General features: G+C 64.6%; 14 protein-coding genes and 2 pseudogenes. 11 read left to right on the top strand and 5 right to left on the bottom strand.

Going from position 1 to position 15,536, the window contains the following annotated elements; genetic code table 11:
* Positions 1–2: 2 nt before the first annotated feature.
* The 3 genes from ACFYOW_RS00800 to ACFYOW_RS00790 all read right to left on the bottom strand — a co-directional run bounded on the left by ACFYOW_RS00800 (position 3) and on the right by ACFYOW_RS00790 (position 3,685).
* Complete coding sequence (locus tag ACFYOW_RS00800; protein WP_387283141.1) at positions 3–1,163, bottom strand: anhydro-N-acetylmuramic acid kinase; 1,161 nt, start codon at positions 1,161–1,163, stop codon at positions 3–5.
* Positions 1,163–2,692 (bottom strand): sodium:solute symporter, encoded by a 1,530-nt coding sequence (locus ACFYOW_RS00795; protein WP_387283139.1) that lies wholly within the window; start codon positions 2,690–2,692, stop codon positions 1,163–1,165. The genes ACFYOW_RS00800 and ACFYOW_RS00795 overlap by 1 nt, the downstream gene beginning before the upstream one ends.
* Before the next feature lie 63 nt (positions 2,693–2,755).
* The gene (locus tag ACFYOW_RS00790; protein ID WP_387283137.1) at positions 2,756–3,685 is read right to left on the bottom strand and encodes an N-acetylglucosamine kinase; all 930 of its coding nucleotides are present in this window, start codon (positions 3,683–3,685) and stop codon (positions 2,756–2,758) included.
* 58 nt (positions 3,686–3,743) lie between these two features.
* Between ACFYOW_RS00790 and ACFYOW_RS00785 the strand changes: the two genes are divergently transcribed.
* A complete protein-coding gene (locus ACFYOW_RS00785) occupies positions 3,744–4,244 on the top strand; it encodes a DUF1992 domain-containing protein (protein ID WP_387283135.1) in 501 nt (166 codons plus the stop codon).
* Between the two features lie 29 nt (positions 4,245–4,273).
* Here ACFYOW_RS00785 and ACFYOW_RS00780 read toward each other — a convergent pair whose 3' ends face one another.
* Entirely contained in the window at positions 4,274–4,933 is a 660-nt protein-coding gene (locus ACFYOW_RS00780) for an RraA family protein (protein WP_387283133.1), read from the bottom strand.
* Between the two features lie 202 nt (positions 4,934–5,135).
* Here ACFYOW_RS00780 and ACFYOW_RS00775 point away from each other — a divergent pair, with 202 nt between their 5' ends.
* The 3 genes from ACFYOW_RS00775 (at position 5,136) to ACFYOW_RS00765 (ending at position 7,123) form a co-directional block, all read left to right on the top strand.
* Complete coding sequence (locus ACFYOW_RS00775; protein ID WP_387283132.1) at positions 5,136–5,729, top strand: hypothetical protein; 594 nt, start codon at positions 5,136–5,138, stop codon at positions 5,727–5,729.
* Positions 5,730–5,780: 51 nt separating this feature from the next.
* A complete protein-coding gene (locus ACFYOW_RS00770) occupies positions 5,781–6,194 on the top strand; it encodes a TIGR03668 family PPOX class F420-dependent oxidoreductase (RefSeq protein ID WP_387283130.1) in 414 nt (137 codons plus the stop codon).
* Between the two features lie 98 nt (positions 6,195–6,292).
* Positions 6,293–7,123, top strand: a complete 831-nt coding sequence (locus ACFYOW_RS00765; RefSeq protein WP_387283128.1) for a mycofactocin-coupled SDR family oxidoreductase — start codon at positions 6,293–6,295, stop codon at positions 7,121–7,123.
* A 2-nt stretch (positions 7,124–7,125) separates the two neighbouring features.
* On the opposite strand, the gene ACFYOW_RS00760 is transcribed toward ACFYOW_RS00765, so the two are convergent.
* Positions 7,126–7,359: a hypothetical protein gene (locus ACFYOW_RS00760; RefSeq protein ID WP_364484523.1), complete on the bottom strand. Its 234-nt coding sequence runs from the start codon at positions 7,357–7,359 to the stop codon at positions 7,126–7,128.
* Positions 7,360–7,644: 285 nt separating this feature from the next.
* Here ACFYOW_RS00760 and ACFYOW_RS00755 point away from each other — a divergent pair, with 285 nt between their 5' ends.
* From ACFYOW_RS00755 to ACFYOW_RS00725, 7 genes and pseudogenes are all read left to right on the top strand, one after another.
* On the top strand, positions 7,645–7,854 hold the full coding sequence (locus ACFYOW_RS00755) for a molybdopterin-binding protein (RefSeq protein WP_040690806.1): 210 nt from the start codon (positions 7,645–7,647) through the stop codon (positions 7,852–7,854).
* A 375-nt stretch (positions 7,855–8,229) separates the two neighbouring features.
* Positions 8,230–10,581 carry a sulfatase-like hydrolase/transferase gene (locus tag ACFYOW_RS00750; protein WP_387285948.1) on the top strand — a complete coding sequence of 784 codons (2,352 nt, stop codon included), beginning with the start codon at positions 8,230–8,232 and terminating at the stop codon, positions 10,579–10,581.
* A 44-nt stretch (positions 10,582–10,625) separates the two neighbouring features.
* A complete protein-coding gene (locus tag ACFYOW_RS00745; protein WP_387285946.1) occupies positions 10,626–11,534 on the top strand; it encodes a formylglycine-generating enzyme family protein in 909 nt (302 codons plus the stop codon).
* 623 nt (positions 11,535–12,157) lie between these two features.
* Positions 12,158–12,473: pseudogene (locus ACFYOW_RS00740) on the top strand (ArsR/SmtB family transcription factor).
* 17 nt (positions 12,474–12,490) lie between these two features.
* Positions 12,491–12,730: pseudogene (locus ACFYOW_RS00735) on the top strand (hypothetical protein); the annotation flags it as partial.
* 298 nt (positions 12,731–13,028) lie between these two features.
* Entirely contained in the window at positions 13,029–14,120 is a 1,092-nt protein-coding gene (locus ACFYOW_RS00730; RefSeq protein WP_387283126.1) for a phenazine antibiotic biosynthesis protein, read from the top strand.
* A complete protein-coding gene (locus tag ACFYOW_RS00725; RefSeq protein WP_387283124.1) occupies positions 14,120–15,499 on the top strand; it encodes an aldehyde dehydrogenase family protein in 1,380 nt (459 codons plus the stop codon). Before ACFYOW_RS00730 ends, ACFYOW_RS00725 begins: the two co-directional genes overlap by 1 nt.
* The last annotated feature ends 37 nt before the right edge of the window (positions 15,500–15,536 follow it).

Below are 15,536 nucleotides of genomic sequence, written 5' to 3'. Positions count from 1 at the left end.
GTTCACCTCGTCACCGTAAGTCGTCGGGGCATGGAAGTCGGCACATTGGGCAGCGCGAATCCGGCCGCACCCGGGGTGATCGCACCGAGCACCGCCGCGCGACTCGCTCCGGTACAGGCGGGATGGCTACCCGCCAGAGCATGTGCGGTGAGGAAGCCGAGCACCGCGAATGCGGTCGCCTCCTTCGCCGCCGACGGTAGGCCGAGTTCATCGGACGTGCGCAACTTCGTGACACCGAGATGTGCACCGAGCATTGCCATCAGGGTGGGATTGTGTGTCCCGCCGCCCGACGCGATGACCTCGGTCGGGCGCAGCGGTGCGAGGGCATCGGCAATGGTACGGGCGGTCAGCGCGGTCACAGTGGCGACAATATCGTCGGGGGAGGCCGAACGGCCGTCCAACACGCGCTCCAAGTAGGTGCGGTTGAACAGCTCCTTCCCGGTGCTCTTGGGTGCCCGAGCGCGGTAATAAGGTTCCGCGAGAAGGGTTTCCAGCAGATCGGTGTCGATGTCGCCACGGGCGGCCCGCACTCCGGCACGGTCGAAATGCTCGGCAGCGCCGGTGCACAGTTCGACAGCCGCATCGATGAGGGCGTTGCCGGGTCCGGTATCGAAGGCGGCCGGCTTGTCGCCGGTGACCGTGACATTCGCGATTCCGCCGATGTTCAGCGCGGCCGCGCGTTCAGGACGTCCCGCCAGCCACAGCAGGTCGAACAGTCCCACCAGCGGTGCGCCCTGTCCGCCCGCGGCGATATCGCGCGAACGAAAGTCGCTGACGACCGGCAACCCGGTGCGCTCGGCGATCCACGCAGGCTGCCCCAGCTGCAGCGTGCCTTTCACCGCGCCGTCGCTCACCCAGTGATAGACGGTCTGTCCATGTGAGGCGACGAGATCAGCTGTGCCACCGAAGAACTCGTGCTGTACCGCATCGGCGGCATCGGCGAAGGCTTGCCCGATCGCGGTATCCAGACTGCACACGGTGGCCATATCCACGGCACCGGGTGGCAAGGCGGCAATGAGTTCCGAACGCAGTTCATCCGAATACGGTCGGCTGAGCTGTCCGACGAGATGCACCTGAATCGTCGCGTCCTGCAATGCGATATCCGCGCCGACGGCATCGATCGCATCGTGCGAGGTCCCCGACATCAACCCGATGACGCGCACTACGCCACCGCCGCAACGGGTTCGGGCTCATCCGGTGCGGACGCGGGATGGAACAGGCTTGCGATACCGCCGACGATCAAGGTGACGAGCACGCCGATCGGCACCAACCACTGTGCCGCGATACCCTTTTCCACCACCTTCCCCGCGACGGTCACATCGATCTTGACCACCCGCACCACGAACGTCATCACGATCACCGTGGCGATGAAGGCGACGATCGCGTCGAATTGGTTGGCGCGCGCGACCAGTCGCCCGAGCAGGAACGCACCCAGCAGCGCACCGTAGGTGTACCCCGCGATAGTGAGTGCCGTCAGGTACACATTGCCGGTCGTGGCGCTGAAACCCATTGCGAACAGCGCCATCAGTGCCGCCCACACCAGTGTCATCACGCGCGCCAGGCGCAACAGCGTGTGGTCGGCGAGCGTGCGCCGGGAGAAGCTGCGAATGATATCGGCGACCGTCGAATTGGCCATGGAATTCAACGCCGAGGACAGTGAACCCATTGCCGCGCCGAGGATTCCGGCGACCAGCAGTCCGGAGACCACCACCGGCAACCCGTGCAGAATGAAGTTGGGATACAGGCTGTCCGCGCTGGCCAATCCGAGTTCCTTGGCCGTCTTGCCGCCGTTGTAGGACCACAGCAGCACACCGACCAGGGAGAATGCGGCGAACTGGATGGCCACGAAGATGCCCGAACCGATCATCGCCTTCTGACTGTCGCGCAGCGACCGCGTCGCCAGAATGCGCTGCACGATCAGTTGATCCGAGCCGTGCGAGGCCATCGCGAAGATCGCCCCACCGATAATCGCGGTCGGGAGGGCGAAGGTGCTGGTGAGAATGTGGGCGAGACCGAAATCGGTATCGAAGACACCGAACTTACCGGCATGCAACGCATCCGACCAGCCGGAGGCGCCGACGTGACCGGTGAGCACACAGATCGCGATGAGCGCGCCGGTGAGGTAGAGACCCATCTGTAGTGCATCGGTCCAGATCACCGCCTTGATGCCACCCAGGTAGGTGTACACGACGGTGAGCAGCGTCAGCGCTACGATGATCGCGTCGTAGCCGAAGTCGAGCCCCAGTTCGCTCAACAGCAACTTGATCGGAATGGCGGAGGCGAACAGTCGCACGCCCTCGGCGAGCAGCCGGGTGAACACGAAGGTCACCGCGGCCACACCCTGCAGATAGCGACCGAAGCGCAGCTCGAGGTACTGATAGGCGCTCACGAAACCACCGCGCTTGTACAGCGGGATCAGCACGATCGCCACGACCGTGCGTCCGATGATGTACCCGATGGCCAGTTCGACATTTCCGAAGGCCTGATCGGTGTACGCTCCGCCCGGAATCGAGATGACGGTGAGCACACTGGTTTCGGTGGCCACCACCGAGAAACACACTGTCCACCACGGCATTCGGCCCTCACCGACGAAATAGTCGCTGCTGGACTTCTGTTTTCCGGACAACCGCAAGCCGATCCACGCGACGGTGACCAGATAGACGACGATGACGGCGAGATCGAGTGCGTTCAACGCAGCTCCCCGGTGACGCGATGGACTGAATGCAACTAAGTGTCAGATGTCAGGGTGGCTCTGTCAATAAGTGTCAGAGATTCGAGTGACCAGCGCTTCGAGCGCGGTGGTCGGGTCGAGGGCGAGTAGCGCCGCGCCGTCGATCGGATCGCCGAGCGGGTCACGACGGTCGATCGCGTGCACGATCTGGTTGTCGAGCGGCTCGAGGAGCGGTGCGCCGAGCTTGGCCAGGCCGCCGGTGATGGCATAGGGGACCGGTGGGCGAATTCCGGATCGTTCGATCACGGCAAGGACGGTGCGGGCGAGCGCACGTGCGGCGGCCACCATGATCGCGGCCGCGGTATCGTCGACGGCAGCGGCAACAACGGGCGCGAATTCGGCGGCGACGAGGGCCGGGTTATCGTGTTCACCAAGGTATTTCGGCAGTGCGTCCAGTTCGATGCCGTAGTGTTCGCGGACCCTCTCGGTCAGGATGGTGCGTGGCCCGCGGCCGTCATGGGCACGCAGTGCGGCACGCAGACCTTCGAGGCCGATCCAGCCACCACTGCCCTCATCGCCGAGTTGCGGCCCCCAGCCGTCGACCCGAGTGAACCGGCCCGCCTCGTCGACGGCCGTCGCGACGGCTCCGGTCCCGATGGCCAGCACCACTCCGGGCGATCCTCCCAGCGCCCCGGCGTGTGCGGTGACGGCGTCGGACGTCACGGCGACCGCGGCGGCGCCGGGGATCTCGGCCAGCCGCCGGGCGAGTGCCGCAGCCGCGTCCGGTGCCGATGCGGCGCCCGCCGCACCTATCGAGAGCGTGAACGTTGTCGGTAGCGCCGCGATCTGATCGATCACCGCGCGGATCGCTCGCTCAGCCGCATCGACACCCACACTGTCCGCCAGCCCCGGCGCGCCCGGCGCTTCCGCATAGCCCACCTGGCTTCGATCGATGCGCAGCGAACCGCGACAGCCGGTCTTGCCGAGATCGATCGCGAGGACATGGCTGGTCATGGGAATATCTTTACCGTCCGTAGACTGGAGTTATGGACGTTCCGTCGAGGCTGTTGCCATGACCGAGCGCAAACCCCTCGGTGTGACCTTCGAATCGTGGATCGACAAACAGGTCCGCGAGGCCGGCGAACGCGGCGAATTCGAGAACCTCCGCGGCACGGGCAAACCGATCCCGAACTCCGTCGACGACGAGAACTGGTGGTTGCGGAACTACCTGCGCCGCGAGGGCGTGCGTGGCGACGGCCTGCTGCCCCCGTCCCTCATATTGCGCCGCGATATCGAGGAACTTCCGGAAACGGTGCGGGATATGACCTCCGAACGCGAGGTCCGCAAAACGGTATCGGAGCTGAACGAGCGCATCGTCGAGTGGTTGCGAATGCCGCACGGGCCGTTTGTACCGGTCGGACCGGTGAATACCGAGGAGGTCGTCACGCAGTGGCGCGCCGACCGTGCAGCCACACGTCGAGTGACTCAGCCCGAATCGAGCGTATCGAGTCCTCGGCCCGCGCCTGCCGAACCCCGTTGGTGGCACCGGATCATGCGACGTGGTAAAGGCTGAATCTACCTGCAGTGCAAGGCATTTCAGGATCAGGACAGAAACCGCAATGTCGAGGGTTCACCGCGATTCAGAGCTGCGGTGTGCTCGGCGAGGTTGAGTCCATCGCTGAGTGTCGACCCGGCATCGAGCAGAGCGACCAGTTCGGCCTCCGCGTCTTTGACCGCTGCCGCCGCATCGAGGAGCCAGTCGATGCGGTCAGGTTCGACAACGATGACGCCCTCCTCGTCGGCGAGGATCAGGTCACCCGGGGATACCTCGACACCACCACAGGTCACCGGTATCTGCAGTTCACCGAGCTGTGCGGTGGTGCCCGCCATGGGCGTGACGAAGCGGCTGTACACCGGAAGTGCACACCCTCGGATATAGGCGATATCGCGATACCCGCCGTCGACGATGATGCCGCCGAGATTGCGCACCAGCGCGCCGCGGGCGAATAGTTCTCCGGCGAGCGCGATTTCGGCACCGCCGCCATCGACGACAATGACGTCGCCAGGCGCGGCGGTCTCGACGGCGCGCAGCACGGCAAGGAAGTCGCCCCGACAGCGCACGGTGAAGGCGGGGCCGAGAATCCGCGGTTCGGCCGAACGCAGGCGAATGGCGCTGTCCAGCACCCGAATCGACTTATCGGCATCGCAGATCGCCGTCGTATCGACGACCCGGAATTTCTGGACGAGCTGGTCGGTCGGCATCGATGACGCCCCCTTCATAACTCGAATGACGGGATCGGTTCGCATCGTACGGTCGAACAACGGGCGGACCAATCGTGGCCATGCGATGAGCGGGCGGGCGAGTTGATCTTGCCCGATATCCAGCAAATGATCGGCACACCACCGTATGATGCGTCAAGAATTCGGTTTGCCCTGCTGCGATGACGTCCAGGAGGTCATGCGCGTGGAAGACAACCGATACCTGGTCGAGGACGAAGACGAAACGGCGCGCGAAATGCGCCGCAGAATCGCGCTGGCGCTACCCGCACTGGGGCTGGCGCTGCCCGTGGTCTGGAAGGGCTCGAACGGTGACGCGGCCGAGCCGTCGTCCGTCGAATTCCCGACCGTCCAAGACCGGTCCCCGGGTCCGGGCACCACGATTCACGGCATGGCCGACCTGAACTGGCAGCCCGCTCCCGGCGCACCACCGCAGAGCTTCGAAACCGCCGACGTGCTCGGTTCGTATCGAGCCCCCGGCTTCTACGCGAGCTATGCCCGCTGGCACCCCGGCTGGATGAGCGCCCCGCATGCCTACACCTTCGACCGCCACGCGGTCATGCTCTCGGGCATCTGGACCGTCGGCGCGGGATCCACCATCGACCTGACTTCCACTCTGCCCATGTACCCGGGCGAATTAGCCACGCGCACAGCGGGTACGCCACACTACGACGGCACTTTGCGCGACAGTCCGGAGCCCGCCGTCTTCATCCTGTTCGGAATCGGCCCTGCCATACCGATACCCGTGGACCCCGCGCGGCCGTTGTTCGTCCGCGTCTAGTCACCGATCAGGCGAGAATGAAGCCGTTGCCGATCGTAATGCGGAGGTGCGGTGCGACTGAATGCGAAAGTGGCGCGGGAACGGTTCCTGGCAGAACCGGTAGCCCGACTCGCCACCGTATCCACCGACCTGCGTCCACATATCGTGCCGATCGTATTCGCGGTCGTCGACGACACCATCTATAGCGCCGTCGACGCGAAGCCCAAGACGACAACCGCCCTACGCCGCTTGGCGAATATCGCCGCGAACCCCGCCGTTGCCGTACTCGCCGACCGCTACAGCGACGACTGGACGCACCTGTGGTGGGCCAGGGCCGACGGCACCGCACGAATCCTCGACGACTCCGAAGCCCAGCAGGCCCTGGACCTGCTGACCGCGCGTTATCCCGTGTACCGCACCCAGCCGCCACCCGGTCCGGTGCTCGCCATCGATGTCACCCGCTGGTCGGGGTGGTCCGCGAGTTGACCCGCGCGGTGTGACCGCGGCTGTTACAACTCGTTTTTCGGATGCACCGATGCTACGGGTCGTGACAGCATGGGCTAACCAGTCGAAAGGGGACGCGCGTGGGGCAGTTGGAGGGCAGGGTCGCGGTGATCACCGGCGGCGCTCGCGGTCAAGGGCGCTCGCATGCGGTCACTTTGGCGGCCGAAGGCGCCGACATCGTGCTGTGCGACATCAGCGAACCTATCGGCAGCGTGCCGTATCCGCTGAGTTCCGAAGACGATCTCGCCCACACCGTCAAGCTCGTCGAGGAGACCGGGCGGCGTTGCGTCGCGGTGCAGGCCGATGTGCGCAGCCGCTCGGCGATGGACGGGTTGGCCGAACGAGCCATCGCCGAGTTCGGACGGATCGACATCCTGCTCGCCAACGCGGGTATCGCCTCGGGCGCGGCGGTCGCCGAGATGGACGAGCAGATGTGGCAGGACATGATCGATGTCAACCTCACCGGCGTCTTCCACAGTTTCCGCGCGGTCTTGCCGCATATGATCGAACGCCGGTGGGGCAGAATCGTTGCCACCTCGTCCATTGTCGGCCGCATGGGAGCGGCGAACTCCGGCCACTACGCGGCGGCGAAATGGGGTGTCATCGGTTTGGTGAAATCACTCGCCCACGAAGTAATTCCGCACGGCATCACCGTCAACGCGGTACTACCGGCCGGTGTGCGCACCGATATGATCATGAACCCGGCAATGTATTCGGCGATGGTGCCCGATATCGAGAATCCCACCCTCGAGGATGTCGAGGCGATGTTGGCCGCCGGTCCGCCGAATGGCGATCTGATTGTGCCACAAGAGGTTTCCCAAGCCATCCTGCTTCTGGTCGGCGAATCCGGACGCCACTTCAACGGCGAAGCGATCACCATCTCCGGCGGCATGAGCGCGGGCACCACCTGAAGCTAGGACCCGACCGTGTTGAGAATCGCCAGCACGAAGGGTGCGGCGACAATGAGCACTCCGATTACCACCAGCGCCGCAATCACATTCGCGATACGCCAACCACGCGAGGCGGAATAGCGGCGCGACAGCCGATGTGCATCCGCCGTGGACTGGCGCGCCCAATCCATATGCCGGGCCACGTTCCGATTCGCATTCTGACTCGCCTGCCAAGACGAGAATCCGGGATTTGTCATCGTCGCTGTCCTTCCGAAACTTCGAGAACCGATGCCAGCAACACTATTTCCGCACCGCCGCGCCCGAATCCGCCGAAGTACTCATCCCCCTACTCATCGACCGCCCATATCAGCCCCCACCACACGAACCACCGATAGCTGGATGACGGGGGATGGGCACCGTTCAGATGCCACCTCCGCGCAGAATCGGCGCGACCCGGTGGCATTTGCGCGGGCAAACACAACCCCGTCCGACGTGGACGAACATCCGATGTATCGGCGCCCGCACTGCGTAGGATCACTGACATGCGACTATCCACACGTAACCAACTCGATGGAACGGTCGTCTCGGTCACCCGCGGCGAAGCGATGGCCGTCGTGCGCGTCCGGCTAGCCGGCGGCGACGAAATCACGTCCTCCATCACCCGGGACGCCGCCGACGACCTCGAACTCAGCGACGGCTCCCGAGTCACCGTCCTCATCAAATCAACCGAAGTCGCCCTCGGCGTCGACTGAACCTCAACTCTTCGGCAGTCCGAATCCGAGGCTCGCCCTGTTGCGGCGACTGGCCACCGCCTTCCCGGATTCTCAACCTGTTCCGAACTCGGCCGCCTTGCCACCGAACTCATGACACATCGCGGTGGGCCGCCGTACCCTCTGTACGGAAGGCGTTGATCAGCGAACTTCCCGACATCATGTCCGGGAGAGCACGACCAGCACACGTCGAATCGAATATCCGGGCCCGTCTCCGCGGTATCGCCGGAGCTGGGAAGGCACATCCCAACACGACAGCCGCATCGATCGGCGTTCGCGCGTGAGCTCGGCATGCGGTCCGCAGCCCGGACAACAGGACGAATGGCAAACGAACAGCTCTCCTACCGGAGGTGGATGATGGCCAGGAAGTTCGAGGGGGAGGTCGCGCTGGATATCCGTGATTCGGTCCCCGATTGGGGGCCTTACGCGGAGCCGACGGCCCCGCGGGGCGCACCGAATGTGCTGTACCTGGTGTGGGACGACATCGGTATCGGCACCTGGGACTGCTACGGCGGTCTGGTCGAGATGCCGAACATGAAGCGTATCGCCGATCTCGGTGTGCAGTTCACGCAGTTCCACACCACCGCCCTGTGCTCGCCGACTCGTGCCTCCTTGATGACCGGCCGGAACGCGACCTCGGTAGGTATGGCGACCATCGAAGAGTTCACCGATGGTTTCCCGAGTATGTGTGGTCGGATCCCGGCCGAAACCGCGCTGTGCTCGGAGGTTCTCGCCGAGCGCGGGTGGAACACCTACGCGGTCGGTAAATGGCATATGACACCACTGGAAGAGGAGAATCTGGCCGCGTCCAAGCGGCATTGGCCGCTTGGACGCGGGTTCGAGCGGTTCTACGGTTTCCTCGGGGGCGAGGCCGACCAGTGGTATCCGAATCTGGTGTACGACAATCATCCGATCTCGCAGCCGTACCCACCGGAAGACGGATATCACCTGTCGAAGGATCTGGCCGACAAGGCGATCGAGTTCATCCGCGACTCGAAGGTGGTCGCCCCCGACAAGCCGTGGTTCACCTACCTGTGCCCAGGGGCCGGGCACGCGCCGCACCACGTGCCGCGGGAATGGGCCGACAAGTACCGCGGCCGGTTCGACATGGGCTATGAGAAGTATCGCGAGATTGTGCTGGAGAATCAGAAGCGCATGGGTCTGGTGCCGGAGAACACCGAGCTGTCGCCGATGAACCCGTATGCGAATGTCACCAGTGCCGACGGCAAGCCGTGGCCGATGCTGGACACGGTGCGAGCGTGGGATTCGCTGTCGGAGGACGAGAAGCGGCTGTTCCGACGGCAGGCGGAGGTGTTCGCCGGGTTCCTGTCCTATACCGACGCCCAGATCGGCCGACTGCTGGACTATCTCGAAGAGAGCGGCCAACTGGACAACACCATCATCGTCGCCTTTTCCGACAACGGCGCCAGCGGCGAGGGCGGTCCGAACGGCACCGCCAACGAGATGAAGTTCTTCAACGGCTACATCGACACTGTCGAGGACAGCCTGGCCAAGCTCGACGAGCTGGGTTCGCCGACCACCTACAGCCATTACAGCATCGGGTGGGCGATGGCGTTCAACACCCCGTACAAGCTGTACAAGCGCTATGCCTCGCACGAAGGCGGCATCGCCGACCCGTGCCTCATGGCGTGGCCCGCCGGGGTGGCGGCCCGTGGCGAGGTGCGCCACCAGTACCTCAATGTCTGCGATATCACCCCGACCGTCTACGACCTGCTCGGCATCACACCGCCGGACACGGTGAAGAACGTGCGGCAGCGTCCCTTGGAAGGGATCAGTTTCCGTGTGCTGTTCGATGACGCGAACGCGGACGTCGGCAAGCACACGCAGTTCTACTCGATGCTCGGCACGCGCGGAATCTGGCATCGCGGGTGGTTCGCCGACACCATTCACGCGGCATGCCCGTCCGGCTGGGGGCATTTCGACCAGGACCGCTGGGAACTGTTCCATATCGAGCAGGACCGCAGCCAGATGCACGACCTGGCCGAGGTTCATCCCGAGAAGCTGGAGGAGCTGAAGGCGCTGTGGTTCTCGGAGGCCGAGAAATACAACGGTTTGCCGCTCAACGATCTCGACGTCATCTCCATGATGACCCGCCAACGCCCGACGTACGGCTCGCGGCGAGACAGTGCCGTCTACTATCCGGACGTCGCGGAGGTGGGACCCGGTGCGGCGCTGGAGATTCAGGGACGGTCGTTCGCGCTGCTCGCGGAGACGACGATCGACAGTTCCGATGCCGAGGGGGTGCTTTTCGCCCACGGCGGCCGACTCGGTGGACACACCCTGTACGTCAAGGACGGCCACCTTTGTTACACCTACAACTTCCTCGGTGAGGAAGAGCAGACCATCGTCTCCGATCGAACGGTACCGCTGGGCGACCACATCCTCGGGATCCGGTACGAACGCCGCGGCACCCGCCCGGACAACTTCACACCCACCGGTGAGGCCGTCCTGTACATCGATGAGAACCCGGTCGGCTCACTGGAGGACATGCGCACCCAGCCCATCGTCTTCTCCGGCGTCGGAGAAGGAATCCGCGTCGGCCGCGACAGCGGCCAGTCCGTATCCGCGAGCTACCGCTCACCGTTCCCGTTCACCGGGGGAACCATGCACCAGGTCATCGAAGACGTGAGCGGAAAGCCCTACCAGGACCTGGAAATGGCGGCGGCTGCGGCATTTTCGCGCGATTGAGGCGGAATTCGGTGACCGCGATCGGTGACGATATCCGGCGAGGCATGGTCCGGATATCCGGCGGCAGCTTCGCGATGGGATCGGAGGACTTCTTCCCCGAGGAACGTCCGGTGCACCGGGTGCGGATCGATGAGTTCTGGATCGACCCGCACCCGGTGACCAATGCCGCGTTCCGACGCTTCGTGAAGCAGACCGGATACGTCACCGTCGCCGAACGTAGTCCCGCAGCCGAGGACTATCCGGATGCGGAGCCGGAGAACCTGATTCCGGGCGCACTGGTATTCCGGCCAACCGGGGGACCGGTGCCATTGGACAACTGGCGCCGATGGTGGCGGTATGTCCCGGGCGCGTGCTGGCGCCATCCACACGGGCCCGGCAGCTCACTCGACGGACTCGACCGCCACCCGGTCACCCAGGTTGCCTTCGAGGATGCGGCGGCATACGCGGCCTGGGTCGGCAAACAGCTGCCGACCGAGGCCGAATGGGAGTACGCCGCTCGCGGCGGACTGGATGGGGCCCCCTACGCCTGGGGAAACGAGTTCGAACCCACCGGCCGTCGTATGGCCAACATCTGGGTCGGCGCATTTCCGTGGCAATTCCACCCCGGGCGAGGGCAGGCCGGGACGCCCGGCACCACGAAGGTCGGCACCTATTCACCGAACGGCTACGGTCTGCACGATATGACCGGCAACGTGTGGGAGTGGACCGTGGACTGCTTCCGCACTCAGCATCCCACACCGACCTGCTGTGCCCCACGCAACCCACGCGTGGCCACCCCCGAACCAACAGCGCCGCAACGTTTTCCACGCCGCGTCATCAAGGGCGGATCATATCTGTGCGCGGCCGACTACTGCCTGAGGTACCGGCCCGCTGCCCGGCAGGGGCAGACCGAGGACACCGCTACCTGCCACATCGGCTTCCGGTGCGTCGCGCGCGACGCACCGGAAGCCTGAAGCGGTCTCAGATGCACCAGACGACACTACCCAGAGGGAAACATATTGCGACAGATCCTCCTCCGGCCGGAGTGGCTGCGGAAGTCGAGTCGGCAGAAGCTGCGGGAGCTGCGAGGACGAGCAGGGGCAAGGCCATAACAGTCGCGGCAGCGGTCTTTATTTTCTTGGACATTTTGCATCCTTTAACTAAATGCTGAATCGAGGAATTGTTCTCGACATCTCCGAAATAGCCCTGTTGGGCTGATGCGTACCCGCGGTCTGTTAGACGGGGGCCACTGGATTCGGTGATGTCGGCAAGGACCGAGCTATGTGAGGTCCGCACGCCCGGCCACGCTGCCGAGCCGCTGGATTCGGTTGTGAATTGTGAATGTCACCTGCCGAATCGGCTGCTGTGACCCGATTCGTTGCTCGGTGAAGCGCGCACGATTTACCCCCGACCGGAGTGCGTATTCCGACCGGCCGACAGCTGCGCCATCGACCGAACCGGACAGGACACCTCCTGGTACCGCTGAAAGGCGTCGAGCACAGCTTACCGCTGGCTATCCGACAAATCAGCCGGAACGAGAACATTTAGAAGATAACTATCCTGTTAATGGCCGGTCAGGCAAAACTTCTCACACTTGCTGCATCGTGAGGCGCTGGCCCGCTTCGGTCATGCGTGGTCTGATCCGACCCGCACCCAGATCCTGTTGAGCCTGCGCACCGGTCCGGCCCTATCCGTCGGAGTTGGCCGACCGGATCGGGGTTTCGCGGCAGATCCTGTGCAACCATCTGGCCTGCCTGCGCGGCTGCGGCCTGGTCGTCGCGGTCCCCGAGGGGCGGCGCAGCCGCTACGAACTGGCTGATCGCCGCATCGGACACACCCTCGACGATCTCCTCGGCCTGGTTCTCGCGGTGGATCCGGCCTGCTGCCCAGCCTCCGCCGACGAGCAGTGCTGATGTCGCAATCGTTGGGCATGCCGTCCGTTCCCTCGGCAGTCTCGTTCTCGGGTTCGTTGCAGCGGAAGGCGGCGCTGTCGCGGTGGATCCGCTGGTTCGTCGCCGCGACCACCTCCTACAACGTGATCGAGGCGGGCATCGCCCGCACCGAGGGCACCCGTGTCTCCTCGACCGCGCTGATCTGATTCGGACTGGACTCGGTGATCGAGGTGTCCTCGGCCGCGGCACTCGCCTGGCAATTCGCCGGTCGCGACCCGCCGCCGCCCTCATAATCGCCGCCATCGCAGTCAAGGAAGGCGTCAACGCCTCGCACGGCGACACCTGCTGTCCCACAACCCAATTCAGCATTGACGCAGCCCAGCCCCGACTGCGGATGCTGCTAGGGGAGCACGCGGTCGCCCCTGCGGTATCCGTCGTGGTTCCCGCAAGCCCGACAGGCGGTTTCGATCGGGGGATCGAACCGGGTCGGTCGCCGGTTTGACCGCGGTCAGGCACGGGAAGATTGCCCCATTCGAGCGAATTGCCCCGATTCGGGCTTTATCTGGAGGCCGCTAAGTGCTCCCTGAAGTTTTGGACCTCTCCCGCCGCGAACTCGCGGCAAGCAACGCGGACGACTATATCCGTGCCCTCATGCAGTGGCATTTCAGCGAATATACGGGCAGTCCGTTCTGGCTGCGGCGTGCGCAGACACTCGATTTCGATCCGCTCTCCGATGTGCGGACATTCACCGATCTGAGCCTTTTTCCCAATGTCGTCAACGAATTCCGCGAGGTGCCCGTCGAGGATATGATTCCGCGCGGGCTGACCGGCGCGGATCGAGTCATCGCCGGGATCTACGAAAGTGGCGGCACCACCGGCGATCCGAAGCGTTTCGTGATGTTCGACCGGTGGATGGACTTCGCGCTGGGCTGGGACGAGCACCACTACACCGGAATCGGCGACGCGAATGTGCTCGCGGTGACGCCGAGTGGGCCGCATATGTTCGGAGAGTTCGCCGAGCGCCGGGCACGCAGGCACAACGGCGTGAAGTTCACTGTCGATCTCGACCCACGGTGGATCAAGCAGATGATCGGCCGGGGCGACACGGCCAGCACCGAACGCTACGCCGATCACATCGTCGACCAGGCAGCCCACCTGCTGGCGACCCAATCGATCGGCATCCTCATCACCACACCGCCGATCCTCGAACGGATCGCGCAGCGCGATGAATTGGTCGACCTCGTACGCGAGAAGATCGGATTCATCTGCTGGAGCGGTGCCCACATGGACGCGGATTCACGGAATATGTTCCGCCACGACATCTTTCCCGGCATTCCACTCAAAGGTCTCTACGGCAGTACCACAATCCTGGGCATGTCGCGCGAACGTGACGAGGAGCGGCCAGACGGGCTGGCGGTATTCGACACACCCAGCCCCTATATCGCGTTCCGTGTCGTCGACGCGGCAACCGGCGCCGAAGTGAACTACGGCGAGCGCGGACAGGTCGTGATGAACCATCTCACCAAATACGCACTACTGCCGAACAACCTCGAACGCGACATCGCATTGAAGGTCGAGCCGCCCGCGGACACACTCGGTTGTTCGGTCGCCGATGTCGGACCGGTACGAACTTTCGACGACGTCGAGGTCATCGAGGGGGTGTACTGATGAGCGAGTTCATCCAGATCGACGCGCTCGGCCCGGACGGCGCCTACCGCGCACACGCCCGCAAGCCGCTGATCACCGTGTCCGGCGACCAGATCGGTGAGATCAGCCAGGTTCCGCCCCTCTACGTGCGGCGCACCATGGCGGCAATGCGCAGAGCACCGATCATGCCCGCAACCGCGCGCTCGCGGGCACTGCTGCGCGCCGCCGACCTCTTCCTGCACGGCGTCATCGACGGTCTGGACCCCGTCGATTACACACGTCTGGTCTCGGTCACCTCCGGTGTGCCGCTGGCCGTCGTGCATCAGGCGGTGCACTGGGTCGCCGACGTGCTGCGCGAGCAGCCCGCAACCGTCGAACTCGCCATGCCCAGAGGAGCCGTGCGCGACTGGCACGATGAACAGACCAGCGCGGGCTCGGCCGTCTGGACTCGCAAAGGAGACCTGTTCGCCGTGCACGCCGCGGGCAATACGCCTGCGGTACACGGACTTTGGCCCGAGGCGCTCACGCTCGGATACAAGGTCGCGGTACGACCATCCACCCGTGAACCGTTCACGGCCTTTCGTCTTGTCAGCGCCTTACGTGCGGCCGGGTTCCCGCCGGACGTCGTCACGTTGCTTCCGACCGACTACGCGGCCGCCGACGTCATCTTGGCCGAAGCGGACTTCTCTATCGTCTACGGCGGGGACGATGTGGTCGACAAGTACGGCACCAACCCGCGAGTGCTGACTCAGGGCCCCGGACGATCCAAGATCCTGGTCACCTCGGACGTGGATTGGCGCGACCATGTCGAGTTGATCGCCGACTCGGTGAGCCACCTCGGCGGCACCGCATGCACGTGCACGACCGCGGTACTCGTCGAGGGCGACCCGGCACCCCTGGCTCGAGCGCTGGCCGAAGTGCTCGACCGGATTCCGAGCTTGCCCGCCGACGATCCGGCCGCGATCCTGACCGTGCAGCCCACCGATGCCGTGATAGCGATCGACGCCTACCTGCACAAGGTGGCGGGCGACGCGCACCCGATCCTCGGCGGCGACACGATCGTCGACGAACTCGATACCGGCGGCGCGGTCCTGCGCCCCTCGATACACCTCGTCGCGGACAGCGCCGCAGCACAACTCAACGTCGAACTCCCGTTCCCTTGCGTCTGGGTTGGCCCCTGGTCGGCGTCGGATGGCGTTGCGCCGCTGAAGAACTCACTGGTATTGACCGCGATGACGCAGCGACGGCAGTTGATCGAAGCGCTCCTCGACGAGCCGACGATCACCAACCTGTACCTCGGCGACAACCCGACCACCTGGCTGCGCCCGGGCGTACCCCATGACAGCTACCTCGCCGAATTCCTGATGCGCACGAAAGGCATGATCCGTTCCGGAGTCTGACAGCGATATCGACCCCGAGCGTTCGGGTGGTGTGAGG

This window comes from Nocardia sp. NPDC006982 (assembly GCF_042869435.1).
GTDB lineage: Bacteria > Actinomycetota > Actinomycetes > Mycobacteriales > Mycobacteriaceae > Nocardia.
This window is presented reverse-complemented; position numbering and strand designations above follow the sequence as displayed.